Annotated in this window: 14 protein-coding genes; 5 read left to right on the top strand and 9 right to left on the bottom strand. The window is 71.8% G+C overall.

The annotated features are described in order from the left end of the window. Positions 1–44: 44 nt before the first annotated feature. The 3 genes from ACFV9W_RS05890 to ACFV9W_RS05880 form a co-directional block, all read right to left on the bottom strand. Positions 45–1,655 carry a serine/threonine-protein kinase gene (locus tag ACFV9W_RS05890; RefSeq protein ID WP_385756051.1) on the bottom strand — a complete coding sequence of 537 codons (1,611 nt, stop codon included), beginning with the start codon at positions 1,653–1,655 and terminating at the stop codon, positions 45–47. Positions 1,656–1,768: 113 nt separating this feature from the next. Then, a complete protein-coding gene (locus tag ACFV9W_RS05885) occupies positions 1,769–3,889 on the bottom strand; it encodes a protein kinase (protein ID WP_385755970.1) in 2,121 nt (706 codons plus the stop codon). Positions 3,890–3,975: 86 nt separating this feature from the next. Next, positions 3,976–5,979, bottom strand: a complete 2,004-nt coding sequence (locus tag ACFV9W_RS05880; protein ID WP_385755968.1) for a serine/threonine-protein kinase — start codon at positions 5,977–5,979, stop codon at positions 3,976–3,978. A 140-nt stretch (positions 5,980–6,119) separates the two neighbouring features. On the opposite strand from ACFV9W_RS05880, the gene ACFV9W_RS05875 reads away from it, so the two are divergent. Beyond that, complete coding sequence (locus tag ACFV9W_RS05875; protein WP_385755966.1) at positions 6,120–7,139, top strand: serine hydrolase domain-containing protein; 1,020 nt, start codon at positions 6,120–6,122, stop codon at positions 7,137–7,139. 59 nt (positions 7,140–7,198) lie between these two features. On the opposite strand, the gene ACFV9W_RS05870 is transcribed toward ACFV9W_RS05875, so the two are convergent. Next, a complete protein-coding gene (locus ACFV9W_RS05870) occupies positions 7,199–8,905 on the bottom strand; it encodes a glycerol-3-phosphate dehydrogenase/oxidase (RefSeq protein WP_385755964.1) in 1,707 nt (568 codons plus the stop codon). A gap of 439 nt (positions 8,906–9,344) precedes the next feature. On the opposite strand from ACFV9W_RS05870, the gene ACFV9W_RS05865 reads away from it, so the two are divergent. Continuing rightward, positions 9,345–10,598, top strand: coding sequence for a nucleotide sugar dehydrogenase (locus tag ACFV9W_RS05865; protein WP_385755963.1), 1,254 nt, complete (start codon positions 9,345–9,347; stop codon positions 10,596–10,598). A gap of 61 nt (positions 10,599–10,659) precedes the next feature. Next, positions 10,660–11,235 carry a hypothetical protein gene (locus tag ACFV9W_RS05860; protein ID WP_385755961.1) on the top strand — a complete coding sequence of 192 codons (576 nt, stop codon included), beginning with the start codon at positions 10,660–10,662 and terminating at the stop codon, positions 11,233–11,235. Positions 11,236–11,305: 70 nt separating this feature from the next. On the opposite strand, the gene ACFV9W_RS05855 is transcribed toward ACFV9W_RS05860, so the two are convergent. From ACFV9W_RS05855 to ACFV9W_RS05840, 4 genes are all read right to left on the bottom strand, one after another. Then, positions 11,306–12,430: a GuaB3 family IMP dehydrogenase-related protein gene (locus ACFV9W_RS05855; RefSeq protein WP_385755959.1), complete on the bottom strand. Its 1,125-nt coding sequence runs from the start codon at positions 12,428–12,430 to the stop codon at positions 11,306–11,308. Between the two features lie 128 nt (positions 12,431–12,558). Beyond that, positions 12,559–14,070, bottom strand: a complete 1,512-nt coding sequence (guaB, locus tag ACFV9W_RS05850; protein WP_385755958.1) for an IMP dehydrogenase — start codon at positions 14,068–14,070, stop codon at positions 12,559–12,561. A gap of 128 nt (positions 14,071–14,198) precedes the next feature. Further along, positions 14,199–14,786, bottom strand: a complete 588-nt coding sequence (locus tag ACFV9W_RS05845) for a sigma-70 family RNA polymerase sigma factor (protein WP_266713169.1) — start codon at positions 14,784–14,786, stop codon at positions 14,199–14,201. A gap of 275 nt (positions 14,787–15,061) precedes the next feature. After that, positions 15,062–15,673 carry a response regulator transcription factor gene (locus ACFV9W_RS05840; protein ID WP_003948568.1) on the bottom strand — a complete coding sequence of 204 codons (612 nt, stop codon included), beginning with the start codon at positions 15,671–15,673 and terminating at the stop codon, positions 15,062–15,064. A 392-nt stretch (positions 15,674–16,065) separates the two neighbouring features. Between ACFV9W_RS05840 and ACFV9W_RS05835 the strand changes: the two genes are divergently transcribed. Next, entirely contained in the window at positions 16,066–16,407 is a 342-nt protein-coding gene (locus ACFV9W_RS05835; protein WP_385755956.1) for a WhiB family transcriptional regulator, read from the top strand. Positions 16,408–16,466: 59 nt separating this feature from the next. On the opposite strand, the gene ACFV9W_RS05830 is transcribed toward ACFV9W_RS05835, so the two are convergent. Next, positions 16,467–17,363: a LysR family transcriptional regulator gene (locus ACFV9W_RS05830; protein WP_385755954.1), complete on the bottom strand. Its 897-nt coding sequence runs from the start codon at positions 17,361–17,363 to the stop codon at positions 16,467–16,469. Between the two features lie 81 nt (positions 17,364–17,444). On the opposite strand from ACFV9W_RS05830, the gene ACFV9W_RS05825 reads away from it, so the two are divergent. Next, a complete protein-coding gene (locus tag ACFV9W_RS05825) occupies positions 17,445–18,113 on the top strand; it encodes an MOSC domain-containing protein (RefSeq protein WP_385755952.1) in 669 nt (222 codons plus the stop codon). Positions 18,114–19,287: the final 1,174 nt, after the last annotated feature.

Below are 19,287 nucleotides of genomic sequence, written 5' to 3'. Positions count from 1 at the left end.
TGTTCACCGGGACTGCACGGTTCCGGCCAGGGGACATCACACCGTCAGCTCTGCGGGGGCCGCCACCCGCGCAGTATCGCGTCGAACTGCTGTCGCGCACCCGGCCAGTTCGCCGCCGGCACGGACAGATAGATGGCGTACTCCGTGCCGTCGTGTGCCCGGTAGGTCTGCTCGATGGCGTGCCGCGGCCCGGACGTCGTGTCCTGCGTCCCGGCGGTCCAGGTGAACTCCCACAGCGAACCGGGCTGGTCCCGGAAGGTGTTCGACTGCAGCAGCACCCGCTGGTAGTCCGGCAGCTTGGGCCGCAGCCCCTTCTCCAGGTCCAGCTGGTGCTGGTACGAGTCCTGCCAGTCGGAGTCCTTGTCGATGGCGATGCGGACGAACCGCTGCCCGCCGTCGGGCGTGTAGTCGATCTGCGAGCCCTCCTGCTGCCGCTGCCAGTTGGGCGGCAGCATCAGGCTGAACCCCTCGACATCGTGCCGCCGCACCCAGTTGTCGGGGATCGCACCGTCCTTGGGGGCGGTCCGGTCCTTACCGCCGCTTCCGTCCTGGCTCCCGGAGTTCTGGCCCCGCCCCGCGTCGCTGGTCTCGGCGCCACGCTGATCGGCGTAGTACATGGCGCCGAGCGTCCCTCCGCCGCCGACGAGCACGGCGGCGAGGACCACGGCGAGCACCTTCGGCCAGCGGCGCGGCCCCGCGGCGGCCACGGGAGCGGGCGTCGGGGGAACCAGGTTGGTGGTGTCCGCCGTGCTCATCGGTGTCGGTGGTGGAGGGGTGAAGCCGGTTGGCTGGGCGGGGATGTGGACCTGGGTCGGGACGTAGGCCTGGGCCGCGTTCGCGCGGCGGCCCTCCGCCGCCTCGGCGAGCATCGCCTCCGCCGCGTCGGCGTCCGGGCGCGCGGCCGGGTCCTTGCTGAGCAGGGCGGATATGACGGGCCCGATCGCCCCGGCGTTCTCCAGGGCCTCCGGCTCGTCCTCCACGACCGCCTGCATCGTGGCGATCGGCGACGTGCGCCGGAACGGGGAGAGCCCCTCCACGGCGGTGTAGAGCGTCGCCCCCAGCGCCCACAGGTCCGCGGCGGGCCCGAAGTCGGACCCGCGCACCCGCTCGGGCGCGAGGTAGTCCACGGAGCCGACTATCTCGCCGGTCCGCGTGATGGTGGTGTCGCCCTCGACCTGCGCGATCCCGAAGTCCGTCAGCTTGACCTGGCCGTTGCTCGCGAGGAGTACGTTGCCCGGCTTCACGTCCCGGTGCAGCACACCCGCGGTGTGCGCGGCCCGCAGCGCCCGCAGCGTCCACAGGCCGATCCGGGCGGCCTCGGCGGGGGCGACGCGCCCGTCCTCCTTGACCGCGTCGGCGAGCGAGCGCCCCTCCACCAGCTCCATGACGATCCACGGCCGGTCGTCGTGCTCCAGCACGTCGTGCACGGTGACGACGGCGGGGTGGTTGATCCGGGCGGCGGCGCGCGCCTCCGTCTGCGTACGGGCCAGCAGGACGGCCCGGTCCGCCTCGGCCACCCACTGGGCGGCCGTCAGCTCCTTCACGGCGACGGCGCGGTGCAGCACCTCGTCGTGGGCGCGCCACACCCGGCCCATGCCGCCGCGCCCTATGGATTCACCGAGCCGATACCGGCCGGCGAGGACCTCGCCCTGCATCTGATTCACGTTTCCCCGCTAATGTGTCGACCCGGTTCACACTAGGGATCTGTTGCCACGCACGGAACAGCCGGGGTGCCACAGAGACCGCACTGTGACGCTTTGTCGCGGGCTCAACCACCGTGGCGATAGGTCGAGTACGCCTGCTGGTACAGCCGCGTGACCTCGTCCCGCTCGGCCTCCGGACCGCGCACCTGCACCACGTGGTACTTGCCGCCGATCACCATCGCGAGATTGCGCACGTACATCTCGCGCCCGTCGGAGCCCTGCCAGGTGAACTGCCCCTCGGCCATGGCCCGTCCGCCGACGTCGATGCTCTTCATGCCGCTCGACGTGGCCCAGGTCGAGTCCCGGAACGGCTGCAACTCCCGCTCGTGCTCCCGCTGGTACTTCATCGGGTCCTTGCCGTACGTGGCCGTGGAGTCGCGCCCGGGGACGACGATCAGCTCGAAGGCGCCGTGCGCGTACACGACCTGACCCCGCCCGTTCTTCCCCGTCCGCTGCCACCCCTTGGCGACGGCCACCTCGAACCCCGCGTCGTCCTCACGGAGCACGAAACCGGGGGCCACGTCGGACTGCGGCTCGGTGGAGGATGGCGTCGAACTGCGCTTGCCACCGGGCGACTCGGCGGGCTTCGACGGCTCCCGCGACGGCTCGCCGCGCTGCTCGGACGAGGGCGGGGACGAGGACGAGGCGGAGGGCGCGGCACCCGCCGCGTTCTCCTGCCGGGCGCCCGCCGCCCCGGTGCCCGTGCCCTGCCCCGCCTTCGGCATGAACACCATCGCGTACGCCACCGCGCCGACGAGCCCGAGCAGGATCAGCACCAGCAGCCAGCGCCCGAGCGATCTGGGCCGCCGCTCACGGGGAGCGCGCGCGGGACGCGGCGCCCGCTGCACGGCCCGCCCCCGCTTGTGCCGGCCGTGCTGCCCCGAAGTGGCCGGAACCCGCACCCGGCGCTTGCGGACGAGCTCTCCCCTGCGGCGTACGACGGGCAGCCGGCCGGCGTCGAAGGCGGGCGCGGGGATGACGTTCGCCCCGGCCTCCGGCTCCGGCGCGGAACGCACCAACGACCGCAGCCAGCCCCGCAGTTCCTCGATGTCGAGGCGCTCGGTGGGGTCCTGGCGCAGCAGCGACTCGACGACCGGCCGCACGGGCCCGCACTCCTCGGCGAACGCGGGCGGCTCGGCGCACACCATCTGCACCAGCTCGGGCGTGGACTCCTCCGGGTACGGCGCGTGCCCCTGCACGGCGCGGAACAGCAGCGCGCCAAGGGCCCACAGATCGGTGGCGGGGCCTACGGGCGCCGCCAACTGCCAGTTCTCCTGCACCGGATGCGCCTGCTCGGGCGCCCATCGCTCGGTGACGGGCCCGACGACGGTCATCCGCACCTGCCGGGACCGCTCGGCGGATACGGTGCCGCCAAATCCAGCCCCGCCGGCGTTTGAGGCGTGGGGTCCGGGGCGGAGCCCCGTGTCGTCAGCCCCGGATATGAGCTCGCTCCAACGGGCAGCCGGCACCCCGGCCTTACCGGCGACCGCCCCCGCCCGATACGCGGCAACCGCTCCGGCCCGCGCCGCCCGATAATCCCCCGCCTCCGGCACGGCCTCCGCTTCCTCGACGAAGTCGTCCACCTCGTCCGGAAAGGCCGGCACCACGTCGTACCCGCACAACGCCTCTTCCGCCGCCCCGACGGCGAGCCCGGTCAGCATGACCCGCCCGTCGTCGCAGACGAGCACGGTCCGCGCCGTGACGTTCCGGTGCACCCACCCGTGCGCGTGCAGCGCCCGCAACGCCGTGAGCACGTCGGCGGCGACCTCGGCGGCCCGGTAGGGACTGAGCGGCCCGCGGGCGAGCAGCGCCGACAGGGGCCGCGCCGCGACCAGTTCGCTCACGATCCACAGCGAGCCGCCCTCGGCGAACACGTCGAAGACCTGGTCGAGGCCGGGGTGGTCGGGTATGCGCGCGGCGGCCTGCACGGCCTCGACGGCACGCACGACAGACGGTTCGGCGGCCTCCCGCCCCGTGTCACCGCCGGGCCGGAACCCCTCCGGCAGCCCGTCGGCGTCGAGCACCTCCGCCTCGACGACCTCGGGCAACGGCACCTGCCGCACGAGGACTTCCTGCCCGCTGTACGTGTCGAAGGCCCGCGTCTCGGCCGAGGACTCGTACGCGTCGTAGGAGAGGACCGGCAGCCGGTACCGGCCGGCGAGCACCCGCCCCGCGTACTCGTCCACGACGCCTCCCCCTGTTCCACCGGCTCTGCCGAGCGACTGCGCACGGTCCGCAAGGATTCACGATACGTGCCGCACGGCTCACTGGTTCAGGACTTGGGCTTGAACGTCTGTGTGAATGTCTTCCAGGTCGACTTGCGCTGCTTCCCGCCCCAGTCGGAGTCCTTGGCGGTGTACATCAGCCCGTATCCCAGCGAGCCGTTGACGACGGCCCCGCGGTCTATCGCGTGCCACTTCGTGCCGCCGTCGGCGTACGTGAACTCCCAGTCGGCCGTGTTCCAGCCGCGATAGTCCACCGCCGCTATGCGCACCCGGTCGTACTGGGGGCGGACCATGCTCCGCTCCTGGTTGCGCCAGTCCGCGACCGGGTCGGACTTCGGCTGGTTCGTCCAGCCGATCAGCAGCCGCTGCCCGTCGGGCCCGGTGAAGCGCGCTCCCGCCCGCTCCGTCGAGACGTACTTCCAGCCCTTGGGCAGCCCGATCGAGAAGCCCTGGGAGTGCTTGTACGTCTCCTTGGCGGCCACGCCCGGCTTGTCCTCGGCATCACCGCTCGGCGAGGAGCTCGCGCTCTCGGAGGGGGACGCGGAGTCGCTCGCCGAGGCGCTGACGGAGGGCTTCTTGTCGTCGCCGGAGCCCTTGTCCCCGTCGGCGTCCTTGTCGCCGCCCGCGTTCTTGTCGTCCTCGCCTGCCGTGGCGCCGGACGAGGCGTTCCTGTCGCCGCCGTTCTTCGCGTCCGCGCCGTCGCCGTTGTTCAGGACGAGGGCCAGGATGCCGGCGAGCACGACGAGCGCGACGACGAGCGAGCCGATGACGAGGAAGCGGCCCCGCAGCGCGTCCGCGAGCACGGCCGCGCCGCCGGGGCGCGCACCGCCCGCCGCCGGGCCCGCGGGCGCGGTCGCCGCGGGCTCCTCCGACTTCCCCTTCGGGGCCGTCGCGGCGGCCGCCGCCTTGCGGACGTTCGTCAGGGCGCCGCGCATCTTCTCCGCGGCCTCTCCGCTCCTGGCGGCGACACCCGCCGCGGCGGAGGCGGCAGCGGCCTTGGCGGCGGCGGACCTGGCAGCCGCCGAAGCGCCCTTGTCCTTGCGCTCCTTGGGCTCCTTGCGCTTCTTCGGCGCGGGAGCGGGCGGCAGCGGCACCACCTTCGTGGCCTCGACCGGCTCAGGCTCGGGGGCCGGCTTCGGCTCCGGGGCGTGGATGACGTCGTTGAGCATCGCCCGCGCGGCCGCGTCGTCGAGCCGGTGGTCGGGGTCCTTCTCCAGCAGCCCGTAGATCACCGGCTCCAGGAGCCCGGCGTTCTTCGGCGGGTCCACCGGCTCGGTCATGACGGCGGTCAGCGTGGCGATCGCCGACCCCTTGTCGTACGGCGGGACGCCCTCCACGGCCGCGTACAGCAGACCGCCGAGCGACCACATGTCGGCCGCGGGGCCCGGCTTGTGGCCGCGGGCGCGCTCCGGCGAGATGTACGAGGGGGCGCCGACCAGCATGCCGGTCGAGGTGATCGACGGGTCGCCCTCGACCTGCGCGATGCCGAAGTCGGTGAGGACGACCCGGCCGTCCTCGGAGATCAGCACGTTGGAGGGCTTCACGTCGCGGTGCAGGATGCCCTCGCGGTGCGCGGAGCGCAGCACGTCGAGCACGGCGAGCCCGACCTCGGCGGCCCGCCGGGGTTCGAGCAACCCGTCCTCGCGGATGGCCTCGGCGAGGGACATGCCCTCGACCAGCTCCATGACGATCCACGGCCGGTCGTCCTCGTCGACCACGTCGTAGACCGTCACCGCGCCGTTGTTGCGGATCCGCGCGATCGCCTTCGCCTCGCGCAGCGTGCGCGTGATCAGGCGGCGCTTCTCGTCCTCGTCGATGGCGTTCGGGAAGCGCAGCTCCTTCACCGCCACCGTGCGCCCGAGCGTCTCGTCCTTGGCCCGCCACACGGTGCCCATGCCGCCCCGGCCGAGCACGTCTCCGAGCCGGTACCGGCCGGCGAGCAGCCGGCCCTCGGGGGCCGTCGCCGACGCCCCTTCGGCGTCCCGACCGGACGAATCCTGACGAGTGCCCTTGTCTTCACGGGCCTCGCCCGCCCGCTCCGCCTCCGACATGCGTCCCCTCTAGCAACCCGCCCTGACAGAGCCTTCATTGTCCCATCACTGGACCACCACTCCGCGCGCCGGGTCACCCCCACCCGACACGCACAGGAACGTCCCACAATGGTGGCCCGCACCGCCGAAAGGGACCGTCGTTGCCCGCCTTCCGGACGCTCCTGGCCATACCGCTGACCATGGCCGTACTGTGCCTGACCCAGAGCAGCGCGCCGGGCCCGAAGGCACCCGCGGACGACACTCTTCCGCTGCTCGTGACGCGAGGCAAGGCCCCATCGGCGGCGCTCCTGGCAACCGAGGGCTCCACGGGCCACTTCACCACCACCAGCCCCAGCCTCACCCGCTCCGACCATGTGCGCGCGGGCAGCATCACCAAGACCTTCATCGCGACGGTGGTCCTTCAACTAGCCGCGGAGAAACGCCTGACACTCTCCGCACGCGTCTCCTCCTACCTCCCCTCCCTCACGGCCACCCGCAGACTCACGGTCCGCTCCCTGCTCACCCAGACCAGCGGCCTCTACGACTTCACGGCCGCCACCCGCGGCCGCGTCGCACTGGAGCCGACGGCGGTGGCGGCCCTGTCCCTGTCGGAGCCCCGGACGACCCCGCGCGGCACCTGGTCGTACTCCAACACCAACTACGTACTCCTGGGCATGATCATCCATCAGGTCACGGGCCACTCCTACGCCACGGAGGCCCGCCGCCGCATCATCGCCCCGCTGCGCCTCACCGGCACCTCGTTCCCCGGCGCCCGCACCACGGTGCCGCGCCCGCACGGCCCCGACGCGGTCCGCCTCGACCCGCGCACGGCCGGGGCCTCCGGCGAACTGATCTCCACGCTCCCCGACCTGAACCGCTTCTACGCGGCGCTCCTGGAGGGCCGCCTGCTCCCGCGACAGGCCCTCCGTACGATGCTCAACACCGGCCCCGCGGACGGCCATTACGGCATGGGCCTCTACCCGGAGAAACTGCCCTGCGGCACCACGGTCTGGGGCCACAACGGACGCATAGCCCACACCTATGTCCGCGCGGCGGCGACGAGGGACGGCTCACAGGTCGTCACCTACCGCACGACAAAGGCGACTTTGTCGGGAAGCGGCTCCCCCGAGCGTCAGCTACTCACAGCAGAGTTCTGCAATTCAAGCCCCGCCGGCGATTGAGGAGCGGGGTCCGGGGCAGAGCCCCGCGACCGCAACCCCGGCCCACCGCAACAGGACGGTCAGAGCGGAACAATGTCCGGCGCACCGAGCCGCGCCGCGTCCGCCGTGAGGTCGTCCGGCTGCCGCTGCGACTCCCGCTCCGCCTCCACCCGCTTCTCGTAGTGCTCGACCTCCCGCTCCACCTGGTCCTTGTCCCAGCCGAGGACGGGCGCCATGAGCTCCGCCGCCTCCCGCGCGCACCGCGCGCCCCGGTCGAACGTCTCGATGGAGATCCGGGTGCGCCGCGTCAGCACGTCGTCGAGGTGCCGCGCCCCTTCGTGCGAGGCCGCGTACACCACCTCGGCCCGCAGATAGTCGTCCGCGCCTCCCAGCGGCGCACCCAACCCCGGGTCGGTCGAGACCAGTTCGAGGACCTCCTCGGCCAGCGCCCCGTACCGGTTGAGCAGGTGCTCGACCCGCACCACATGCAATCCGGTACGCGCGGCGATGCGCGCCCGCGCGTTCCACAGCGCCCGGTACCCCTCGGCACCCACCAGCGGCACCTCCTCCGTCACGCACTCGGCGACCCGCTGGTCGAGCCCGTGCACCGCCTCGTCGACGGCGTCCTTGGCCATGACCCGGTACGTCGTGTACTTGCCGCCCGCCACCACGACGAGGCCCGGCGCGGGGTGCGCGACGGTGTGCTCGCGCGACAGTTTGCTGGTGGCGTCGGACTCCCCGGCGAGCAGCGGCCGCAGGCCGGCGTAGACGCCCTGCACGTCATCACGCGAAAGCGGGACACCGAGCACCGAGTTGACGTGTTCGAGCAGGTAGTCGATGTCGGCGCTGGACGCGGCGGGGTGCGCCTTGTCGAGGTCCCAGTCGGTGTCGGTCGTGCCGATGATCCAGTGCCGCCCCCAGGGGATGACGAACAGCACGCTCTTCTCGGTACGCAGGATCAGCCCGGTCGTCGAATTGATCCGGTCCTTCGGCACCACCAGGTGGATGCCCTTGGACGCCCGCACGTGGAACTGCCCGCGCTCGCCGACCATGGCCTGCGTGTCGTCGGTCCACACCCCCGTCGCGTTCACGACCTGCTTGGCGCGGATCTCGTACTCGCCGCCGCCCTCGACGTCCTCCACCCGCGCGCCGACGACCCGCTCGCCCTCCCGCAGGAACCCGGTGACCCGCGCGCGGTTGGCGGCCTTGGCGCCGTACATGGCGGCGGTGCGCACGAGGGTCGCCACGTACCGGGCGTCGTCCATCTGTGCGTCGTAGTACTGGAGCGCGCCGGTCAGCGCGTCCTTCTTCAGGCAGGGGGCGACCCGCAGCGCGTGCTTGCGCGTCAGATGCCGGTGCATCGGCAGACCGCGCCCGTGCCCACGCGCCATCGACATCGCGTCGTACAGCGCGACACCCGACCCGGCGTACACCCGCTCCCATGCCTTGTGCTGCAACGGATAGAGGAACGGCACCGGCTTCACGAGGTGCGGCGCCAGCCGTTCGAGCAGCAGCCCGCGCTCCTTCAGCGCCTCGCGGACGAGCGCGAAGTCCAGCATCTCCAGATACCTGAGCCCGCCGTGGATCAGCTTGCTGGAACGGCTCGACGTGCCGGAGGCCCAGTCCCGCGCCTCGACGATCCCGGTGGACAGGCCGCGGGTGACCGCGTCGAGCGCCGTGCCCGCACCGACCACTCCGGCGCCCACCACGAGGATGTCCAGCTCGCGCTCGGCCATGGCCGCCAGGTCCTGTGCGCGCTGCTCGGGTCCCAGTGTCGCTGCCTTCACTGCTGCCTCCCGCTGTCGTCGGCGTGGCTCACGCGTGTGGTGTGCCCGGCCTCAGGTACCGCGAAGCACGGGCCGCACTCTTCCTACATGCCCCGATTCTTCACCCGCTGCCCGATTCGGGCCAGTAGGGCCCTGCTGACGGATCCTGCTGGAGTCGCGGGCCCTGGCACGCACCAGACCCCGCTCACCGGCACCGCCCATGATGGCCCCCCGGGTCCAGCCTGATCCGTCAGCAGGACCCAGCGGGCGTGCACCTGTGGACAACCTGCGGAGACTCGCGGCGCAACACTCGCAAATCCATCTCCGGGCAATGCCGCATATCGGTCATATTTACTCCTAGTCTGACAGTGCGCTCGCTCATCCTGTCCACAGGGCTTGCGCCCTCGTCCCGCTCCGGCTAATGACCGGGTCCGCTCCTCGGGAAAGGACGGCAACCGCCATGCCCGCAGACCTCGCCGTCATCGGCCTCGGCCATCTCGGCCTGCCCCTCGCCCAGGCCGCCGTGGCGGCCGGGATCGCGACCATCGGCCACGATCCGGCCCGCGCCCGGGACCTCGCCGCGGGCCGGCTGCCCGGCGGCGGCGACGCGGCGGCCCTCACCGCCGCCGACCTCCGCCGCATGCTCTCCGCGGGCTTCCGCCCCACGGCCAACCCTGCCGAGCTCGCCCGCGTCCGCACCGCCGTGATCTGCGCCCCCACCCCGCAGGGCCCCGACGGGGCGCCGATGCTCACCCCGGTCGTCGAGGCGACCCGCACCCTCGCCGCGCGGCTCCGCCCGCACACCACGGTGATCATCGAGTCGCCGGTGCCGCCGGGCACCACGCAGACGCTCCTCCTCCCCGTCCTCGAAGAGGGCTCGGGCCTGCGCGCGGGCCGCGACTTCCACCTCGCGCACGCCCCCGGCCGCGTCGACCCCGGCAACCGCCGGCACCCCTACACCTCGACCCCCAAGGTGATCGGCGGCCACACCCCCGCCTGCACCGAGTCGGCGGCCACCTTCTACAGCCGGCTCACCGACAAGGTCGTACGCGCGCGTGGCCCGCGCGAGGCGGAGACCGTGCACCTCCTGGAGACCAACTACCGGCACGTCAACATCGCCCTGGTCAACGAAATGGCGGTGCTCTGCCACGAGTTGGGCGTGGACCTGTGGGACGTCATCCGCTGCGCGGAGACGAAGCCCTTCGGCTTCCAGGCCTTCCGCCCCGGCCCCGGCGTCGGCGGCCACGCCATCGCCCAGGACCTCTCGGGCCCGCACCTGCCCACCCGCCCCCTGCGGATGGTCGAACTGGCCCGCCAGGTCAACCACCACATGCCGAGCTACGTGGTCCAGCGCGCGGCCACCCTCCTCAACGAGCACGGCAAGTCCGCCCGCGGCGCCCGCATCCTCCTCCTCGGCATCACCTACAAGCCCGACCTCGCCGACCAGCAGGCCGCCCCTGCCGAGGAGATCGCCACCCGCCTCATGCAGCTCGGCGCCGCCGTCAGCTACCACGACCCGTACGTCCCGTCCTGGAACGTCCTGGACCGCCCGGTCCCGCGCGCCGACTCCCTCTACGAGGCCGCGGCCGACGCCGACCTGACGATCCTGCTGCAACAGCACCGCACGTACGACCTCCAGGGCCTCGCGGTGAAGGCCCAGCTCCTCCTGGACACAAGGGGAGCCACTCCGGCGGGGGCCGCACACCGCCTCTGACTGCTACTGTGCGGCAACTCTGCGCACACCGGTGTCAGGGCTCACATCCCAGGGGGACCGCATGACCCAGCCGCCGCACATACCCGACGGCAACCCGTACGCCAATCAGCCTCCGCAGCCGCCGCAGGCCCCGTACGGCTCCCCGCAGCAGCAGCCGTACGCCCCGTTCCCCCAGCAGCAGGGCATGCCCGGCATGCAGGGCGGTTTCCAGCCGGTGCCGCCGCCCGCGCCGGCCCGCGGCAACGCGGGACTCGGCGTCCTCGCCGCCTTCGTGGCCATGCTGGTCGGCGCCGGCGCCTACGGCGGCCTCATCGGCGCCACCGAGCACGAGATCGGCTACGCGGCCGTGGCCGTCGGCCTGCTGATCGGATTCGCGGCCGGCAAGGTCGGCGGCAACAACCCGGTGGCCCTCGTCGCCGGCCCGGTCCTGTCACTGCTCGGCGTCTACCTCGGCCAGCTGCTCGGCAACGCGATCATCGGTTCCAAGCAGTCCCCGTGGTCCGTGCCGGAACTGTTCTTCGAGCACTTCGGCCTGCTCAACGAGGTCTGGAAGGCCGAATCGGACTTCCTCACCTTCGTCTTCTTCGCCGTCGCCGCCTTCGCCTCCTTCGGCGCGGCGAAGAGGGCATCCGCCTAGACAAAAAACGGGTTGGGCCCCACCTTTCGGTGGGGCCCAACCCGTTTTCGGCTACGTCACAGCGACAGCGTCACCGCTTGTGCGTCGCGTCCGCCACCGTGACCTCGACCCGCTGGAACTCCTTGAGCTCGCTGTAGCCGGTCGTCGCCATGGCCCGCTTCAGCGCGCCGAAGAAGTTCATCGACCCGTCGGGCGTGTGCGAGGGGCCGGTCAGGACCTCCTCGGTCGTGCCGACCGTGCCGAGGTCGACCTTCTTGCCGCGCGGCACGTCCTCGTGGACGGCCTCCATGCCCCAGTGGTGACCGCGGCCGGGCGCGTCCGTGGCGCGCGCCAGCGGCGAGCCCATCATCACGGAGTCGGCGCCGCAGGCGATGGCCTTGGGCAGGTCGCCGGACCAGCCCACGCCGCCGTCGGCGATGACGTGCACGTAGCGGCCGCCGGACTCGTCCATGTAGTCGCGGCGCGCGGCGGCGACATCGGCCACGGCGGTGGCCATCGGCACCTGGATGCCCAGCACGTTCCGCGTGGTGTGCGCTGCACCGCCACCGAACCCGACCAGCACACCCGCGGCGCCGGTCCGCATGAGGTGCAGCGCCGCGGTGTACGTGGCGCAGCCGCCGACGATGACCGGGACGTCCAGCTCGTAGATGAACTGCTTCAGGTTCAGCGGCTCGGCGGCGCCGGAGACGTGCTCGGCGGAGACCGTGGTCCCGCGGATCACGAAGATGTCGACGCCCGCGTCCACGACCGCCTTGGAGAACTCGGCGGTGCGCTGCGGGGAGAGCGCGGCGGCGGTGACGACACCGGAGTCGCGCACCTCCTTGATGCGCTGCCCGATCAGGTCGGCCTGGATGGGCGCGGAGTAGATCTCCTGGAGGCGGCGGGTCGCGGCCTCGGGCGTCAGCTCGGCGATCTCGTCGAGCAGCGACTGCGGGTCCTCGTACCGGGTCCACAGGCCCTCGAGGTTGAGGACGCCGAGGCCGCCCAGCTCACCGATGCGGATCGCGGTCTGCGGCGAGACGACGGAGTCCATGGGGGCGGCCAGGAACGGCAGCTCGAAGCGGTAGGCATCGATCTGCCAGGCGATCGAGACCTCCTTCGGGTCGCGGGTGCGCCGACTCGGTACGACGGCGATGTCGTCGAAGGCGTACGCGCGGCGGCCGCGCTTGCCGCGCCCGATCTCGATCTCAGTCACGTTGGGGGGCGCCTTTCACATCTGGGTCCCACTTGGGCCTTGCCTGTCCAGTATCCCTGACACACGCGTGTGGGGCGGCCCCGGTGATCCCGGAGCCGCCCCATCACGGCTGACCTGCTGTTATTCGCCTACTTGCCGTTGCGGCTGTAGTTCGGCGCCTCGACCGTCATCTGGATGTCGTGCGGGTGGCTCTCCTTGAGGCCCGCCGAGGTGATCCGGACGAACCGGCCGTTGCTCTGCAGCTCCGGAACCGTGCGCCCGCCGACGTAGAACATCGACTGGCGAAGGCCACCGGTGAGCTGGTGCACGACGGCCGACAGCGGGCCGCGGTAGGGCACCTGGCCCTCGATGCCCTCGGGCACGAGCTTCTCGTCGGAGGCGACGCCCTCCTGGAAGTACCGGTCCTTGGAGAAGGACTTCTGGTCGCCGCGCGTCTGCATCGCGCCGAGCGAGCCCATGCCGCGGTACGACTTGAACTGCTTGCCGTTGATGAACATCAGCTCACCCGGCGACTCCTCGCAGCCCGCGAGCAGCGAGCCGAGCATCACGGTGTCGGCGCCGGCGACGAGCGCCTTGGCGATGTCACCGGAGTACTGCAGGCCGCCGTCGCCGATGACCGGGACGCCGGCCTCCTTGGCGGCGAGCGAGGCCTCGTAGATGGCGGTGACCTGCGGGACGCCGATACCGGCGACGACGCGCGTGGTGCAGATGGAGCCCGGTCCTACACCGACCTTGATGCCGTCGACACCGGAGTCGATGAGCGCCTTGGCGCCGTCACGCGTGGCGATGTTGCCGCCGATGACGTCGACGTTGCCCGCGTTCGACTTGATCTTGGCGACCATGTCGCCGACGAGGCGCGAGTGGCCGTGCGCGGTGTCGACGACGATGAAGTCGGCGCCCGCCTCGATCAGGGCCTGCGCCCGCTCGTAGGAGTCACCGGCGACGCCGACCGCGGCACCGACGAGCAGCCGGCCCTCGGAGTCCTTCGCCGCGTTCGGGTACTGCTCGGCCTTCTTGAAGTCCTTGACCGTGATGAGGCCCTTGAGGATGCCCGCATCGTCGACCAGCGGAAGCTTCTCGATCTTGTGGCGGCGCAGCAGCTCCATGGCGTCGACGCCGGAGATGCCGACCTTGCCCGTGACGAGCGGCATCGGCGTCATGACCTCGCGGACCTGACGGCTGCGGTCGTTCTCGAACGCGATGTCGCGGTTGGTGACGATGCCGAGCAGCTTGCCGCCGCCGTCGGTCACCGGGACGCCGGAGATGCGGAACTTGGCGCAGATCGCGTCGGCCTCGGCGAGCGTCGCGTCCGGGTGCACCGTGATCGGGTCGGTGACCATGCCGGACTCGGAGCGCTTGACGAGGTCCACCTGGTTCGCCTGGTCGGCGATCGACAGGTTGCGGTGCAGGACACCCACGCCACCCTGCCGCGCCATGGCGATCGCCATGCGGGACTCGGTGACCTTGTCCATCGCGGCGGACAGCAGCGGGATGTTCACCCGCACGTTCTTCGAGACGTGCGAGGCGGTGTCGATCTGGTCGGGCGCCATGTCCGACGCGCCCGGCAGCAGCAGCACGTCGTCGTAGGTCAGCCCGAGTGTCGCGAATTTCTCGGGCACTCCGTCGACGTTTGCAGTCATGACACCTTCCCCAAATGGCCTTGATCGGTGCGGATGTCCATGCTAACGGCCCGCAGGGGCGTCTCATTCCACGATCAAGATCATCGGCGTTCTTTGGACGTTCACACGTGCGTGGCCGACGTCTCGTGCTACTGCTCGGCGAGCGCGCGGAGCCGACTCAGGGCCCGGTGCTGCGCGACGCGTACGGCGCCGGGTGACATGCCCAACATCTGCCCGGTCTCCTCGGCGGTGAGCCCGACGGCGATGCGCAGCAGGAGCAGTTCCCGCTGGTTCTGCGGAAGGTTGGCGAGCAGCTTCTTGGCCCACGCGGCATCGCTGTTGAGCAGCGCCCGCTCCTCGGGGCCGAGCGAGTCGTCGGGCCGCTCCGGCATCTCGTCGGAGGGCACGGCCGTGGAACCGGGGCCGCGCATGGCGGCCCGCTGCAGGTCGGCGACCTTGTGCGCGGCGATGGCGAAGACGAAGGCCTCGAAGGGCCGCCCGGTGTCCTTGTAGCGCGGCAGCGCGAGCAGCACCGCGACGCAGACCTCCTGGGCGAGATCCTCCACGAAGTGCCGCGCGTCCCCCGGAAGTCGGGAAAGACGCGTGCGGCAGTAGCGGATCGCGAGGGGGTGGACGTGTGCGAGCAGGTCGTGCGTGGCCTGCTCGTCGCCGTCCACGGCGCGGCCGACGAGCGTACCGATGACCCCCTGGGGAGTCGCTGCCTCGTCGTCACGCATCGGTCCATGGTGCCCCGACGCCTTTCGGTCCGTGACACCGTGCCCGTAGTTGTGCACCGAAGCGTTATGAGCAGGTGCGCCGGAACTCATCTCCTGCGCCCTCCCCTCTCGCTGACCCTGCTCGCCCGACTCGTCCCCGAGGAACTCCACACCCCCAAGGATGCGGCATCGCGCGCGAAGCGTCGAAAAGCGCGGCGCGACGGGCCGGAGCGGCGTCCCTCACGGCGGGTCCACCGCGCCCCGGAGGGCGCGGGGGTGTGCCGATCAGCGGCTCGTCAGCGAACCAGGCCCCAGCGGAACCCGAGCGCCACCGCGTGCGCGCGGTCCGAGGCGCCGAGCTTCTTGAACAGGCGACGCGCGTGCGTCTTGACCGTGTCCTCGGAGAGGAACAGCTCACGCCCGATCTCGGCGTTGGACCGTCCGTGGCTCATGCCCTCGAGCACCTGGATCTCCCGCGCGGTGAGCGTGGGGGCGGCCCCCATCTCGGCCGAGCGCAGTCTGCGCGGGGCGAGTCGCCAGGTCGGGTCGGCGAGCGCCTGCGTCACCGTGGCCCGCAGTTCGGCGCGCGAGGCGTCCTTGTGCAGATAGCCCCGGGCGCCGGCGGCGACCGCGAGGGCCACGCCGTCCAGGTCCTCGGCCACGGTGAGCATGATGATGCGCGCACCGGGATCGGCGGAGAGCAGCCGCCGTACTGTCTCGACGCCGCCCAGACCGGGCATGCGTACGTCCATCAGAATCAGGTCCGAGCGGTCCGCACCCCAGCGGCGGAGGACTTCCTCGCCGTTGGCCGCGGTCGTCACGCGCTCGACGCCGGGGACGGTCGCAACCGCCCGACGGAGCGCCTCTCGGGCAAGCGGGGAGTCGTCGCAGACGAGGACGGATGTCATGACCGCCCTCCGCAGCTGATGCGCGTCACCTTGAGCCTCCAGGCTGTGTACGAATCGTCACCTGTGCGGTCGACACTCAACAAGGCAATCGGACACATGCCCGAGCGCTTGTTCATTCAACCGCCTCCGCACTCTCAACGACGGTCACTCGAAAGAGTTACGGGTCCGACGGCCTCCTTCGGCACTCTACGTGAGGGCGCGAACACGGTGCGGACAGCGCGACGGACCCACAAGGTTTCATCACAAGCTATGCCCCATTTGGAAGGTTTTCCTTCCTTTTGCTGGTGTCTGTAGCTAGATTCGCAATGAGTCATATTTTCATCTCCTTAGACAGTAGATGTACGGTCATGGGCACCGTATCCGCGTCTGAACGGCTACAAGGGGACACAGCAATGGCAGATTTCTCCCGCCTTCCCGGACCGAACGCCGATCTGTGGGACTGGCAGCTCCTCGCGGCCTGCCGCGGGGTGGACAGCTCGCTCTTCTTCCACCCGGAGGGCGAGCGTGGGGCGGCACGCAGCGCCCGTGAGAACTCGGCCAAGGAGGTCTGCATGAGGTGCCCGGTGCGCGCGGAGTGCGCTGCTCACGCCCTACAGGTGCGTGAGCCGTACGGCGTGTGGGGCGGCCTCACCGAGGACGAGCGCGAAGAGCTCATGGGACGGGCCAGGAACAGGCTTGTCACGGCATCGGCCCCGAGTGGAGGACATGCCGCCACAAGCGGCGCACGCAACTGAAGGAACGTTTCTGCAAGGACCGTGGACGTGGGCGCGCCGAGGTGCGCCCACCTCCGGTTTCAGCGTGTCGCGGCCTTCGCCAGGTGCTCGAGGGTCGCGCCGACCGCGGGCACCTGCGCCAGGTCGGGCAGCGTGAGCGCGACGATCTCGCGGCGCACCGGGGGCTCGACGGTCACTGTGCGTGCACCCTTGGGGCGAACGGACTCGATGGCCAGTTCGGGGAGGACCGCCACGCCGAGACCGGCGCTGACGAGCCCGACGACCGCCGGATAGTCGTCCGTCGCGAAGTCGATCCGGGGGGCGAACCCGGCGCCCCTGCACACCTCGACCAGCTGGCGGCGGCAGCGCGGGCAGCCCGCGATCCACGGCTCGTCCGCGAACGCGTCGATGGTGACCGAGCCCGCGCCGGCCAGCGGGTGCCCCTCGGGGACGAGCCCGACGAGCCGGTCCGCGAACAGCGTCCGTACGACGAGGTCGTCCCAGTCCTCGGCGGCGTGCGCCCCCTCGTAGCGGAAGGCGAGCGCGACGTCGCAGTCGCCCTCGCGCAGCATCTCGACGGAGCGCGGAGGCTCCGCCTCCACCAGCGACACGCGCGTGCCGGGGTGTTCGGCGCGCAGGGCGGCGAGGGCGGTGGGGACGAGCGTCGAACTGCCACTGGGGAAGGACACGAGCCGAACGCGCCCCGCCCTCAGTCCCGCGATCGCGGCGATCTCCTCCTCGGCGGCGGTGAGCCCGGCGAGGATGCCCGACGCGTGCCGCACGAGGGCCTCGCCGGCCTGCGTCAGCCGCATCTCGCGCCCGGTGCGGATGAGCAGCGGCGTACCCGCCGACGACTCCAGTGCCTTCATCTGCTGGCTCACGGCGGGCTGGGTGCAGCCCAGCTCGCGTGCCGCCGCGGAGAAGGAGCCGGTGGCGGCGACGGCGCGCAGGACACGGAGATGACGGGCCTCGATCACCCCTCAAGCATAAGCGAAACTTGGAGAATGTGCCGGATAATGCGTGGCGGCTTTGGGTGGCGGTCCCGTAGCGTTCCGCGCATGAAGCTTCTGTCGCTCAACCTCGGCCGACCCAAGACCGTCGATTACACGGACCAGCCCGAGGGTGTCACGGGCATCGACAAGCGCCCGGTCACCGGCCCCGTACGGGTGGCGGCGCCCGGCACCAAGGGGACCGGCGCGAGCGGGCTCGCGGGGGACGCGGTGTGCGACCTGCGGCACCACGGCGGGGACCACCAGGCGGTGTACGCGTACGCGCGTGAGGACCTGGACGCGTGGAGCAAGGAGCTCGGCCGTCCGCTGGCCGGCGGCGCGTTCGGCGAGAATCTCACGACGGAGGGGGTCGACGTGTCGGGCGCGAAGATCGGCGAGCGCTGGCGGATCGGGGCGGAGCTGGTCCTTGAGGTGACGTCCGGGCGGATCCCGTGCCGGACCTTCCAGGGGCATCTGGGTGAGCGGGGATGGGTCAAGCGGTTCACGCAGGAGGGGGCGCCGGGGGCGTACCTGCGGGTGATCGAACCGGGCGAGATCCGTGCGGGCGACGCCATCGAGGTCGTGCATCGGCCGGAGCACGAGGTGACGGTGGCGGTGCAGTTCCGGGCGGTGACGCTCGACCGGAAGCTGCTTCCTCAGCTGTTGGCCGCGGGTGATGCGCTGCATCCCGAGGCGAGGCGCTCCGCGCGGGAGTACGTCGAGAAGTACGGCTCGTAGGCACGGTCGCGGCCGACCGTTCCTACGCCACGGGGCTCCGCGCCCAATCGTCGGCGGGGCTGATTCTGCGGCACCGGCGTTACGGCCTCGGGGTTGTGCACTGGACCCGGTACCGGCGTTACGGCCACGGGGCTGTGCCCCGGACCCCGCGCCTCAATCGCCGGCGGGGCTGAATTCGCCGAACCGGCGTTACGCCTGCGGGGCTACGCCCCGGCCCCGGCCCCGGTGTGTCTCCTCCCGGAGCGGGGCTTGATTCGCCCCGCGCGCCCGCAGGCGACGGCCCTGCCGGTGCCCTCGCCTGTCTCCGCCGCCCATCTCCCACCCACCCGCCCCCTCCAGGGGCGTCGGCCCCACGGGGTTTCACCCTCGCCTGCGGCGACCCGCTGCCGGGCCGCCCGGTTCCCCGCCTGTTGCGGTCGGACGCACCCGACTTGCACACTCCCCCACCAGGTACCGACGCCCCGCCCGTGGCCGTCGACGCTGTCCCCGTCTTGGGCAATCTGCCGCGGGCCAGCTTCCCTGCCCGTTGCGTCGGGTGCACCCGACTTGGGCAACCACCGCCGGGACGCCTCCCCGCCCCTTGCGGACGACCACGCCCACCTTGAGCAACCACCGCCAGATCCGCCTCCCCACCCGATGCGCCTGGCCGCAACCGCCTTGGGCAATCTGCCGCCAGGTCCACCTCCCCACCCGTCACGGCCGACCGCACCCACGTTGGGCACCCGCCGCCAGCCCGCCTCCCACCCGATGCGCTCGACCGCGCCCACCTTGGCCAAACGCCGCCCGCCCGCCTCCCCACCCGTTACAGGCGACCGCACCCGACTTGGGCAACCGCCGCCCGGCCCGCTTCCCCACCCGATGCGCTCGACCGCCACCGCCTTGGGCAATCTGCCGCCTGGGGCGGCAGGGTGGGCAAGGCGGCCCCCGGTGCCGCGCAACGTAGAAGTCGGCCGCGGCCCCGGTACACCCGGCACCCGGTGCCGCGTAACAAGTCCGAACCTCGGCGCCACGTGACGGACACGGCGAGCCCCGCCCCGGCACGGCCCCGGGGCCACGGGGGCCGAAGCCCCCGGAGGGGGCGGGCGGGTGGGAGATGAGCGGGGACCGGGGCAATAGGCCGTGCCGCGGAAACCTCACGACAGGCGTCACCCCGGCAAGCGACACCCCGGTCCCG

This window comes from Streptomyces sp. NPDC059897, from assembly GCF_042730865.1.
Taxonomy (GTDB): domain Bacteria; phylum Actinomycetota; class Actinomycetes; order Streptomycetales; family Streptomycetaceae; genus Streptomyces.
Note: the sequence above shows the minus strand (reverse complement) of the source record. Positions and strands in the feature narration are given on the sequence as shown.

What these genes read in the sequence shown, in the direction of transcription:
- ACFV9W_RS05860 (WP_385755961.1), top strand. Translation starts at nt 10,660, where the DNA reads ATGACCCAGCCGCCGCACATACCCGACGGCAACCCGTACGCCAATCAG.
- ACFV9W_RS05865 (WP_385755963.1), top strand. Translation starts at nt 9,345, where the DNA reads ATGCCCGCAGACCTCGCCGTCATCGGCCTCGGCCATCTCGGCCTGCCC.
- ACFV9W_RS05845 (WP_266713169.1), bottom strand. Translation starts at nt 14,786, where the DNA reads ATGCGTGACGACGAGGCAGCGACTCCCCAGGGGGTCATCGGTACGCTC.
- guaB (WP_385755958.1), bottom strand. Translation starts at nt 14,070, where the DNA reads ATGACTGCAAACGTCGACGGAGTGCCCGAGAAATTCGCGACACTCGGG.
- ACFV9W_RS05890 (WP_385756051.1), bottom strand. Translation starts at nt 1,655, where the DNA reads ATGCAGGGCGAGGTCCTCGCCGGCCGGTATCGGCTCGGTGAATCCATA.
- ACFV9W_RS05835 (WP_385755956.1), top strand. Translation starts at nt 16,066, where the DNA reads ATGGCAGATTTCTCCCGCCTTCCCGGACCGAACGCCGATCTGTGGGAC.
- ACFV9W_RS05880 (WP_385755968.1), bottom strand. Translation starts at nt 5,979, where the DNA reads ATGTCGGAGGCGGAGCGGGCGGGCGAGGCCCGTGAAGACAAGGGCACT.
- ACFV9W_RS05825 (WP_385755952.1), top strand. Translation starts at nt 17,445, where the DNA reads ATGAAGCTTCTGTCGCTCAACCTCGGCCGACCCAAGACCGTCGATTAC.
- ACFV9W_RS05840 (WP_003948568.1), bottom strand. Translation starts at nt 15,673, where the DNA reads ATGACATCCGTCCTCGTCTGCGACGACTCCCCGCTTGCCCGAGAGGCG.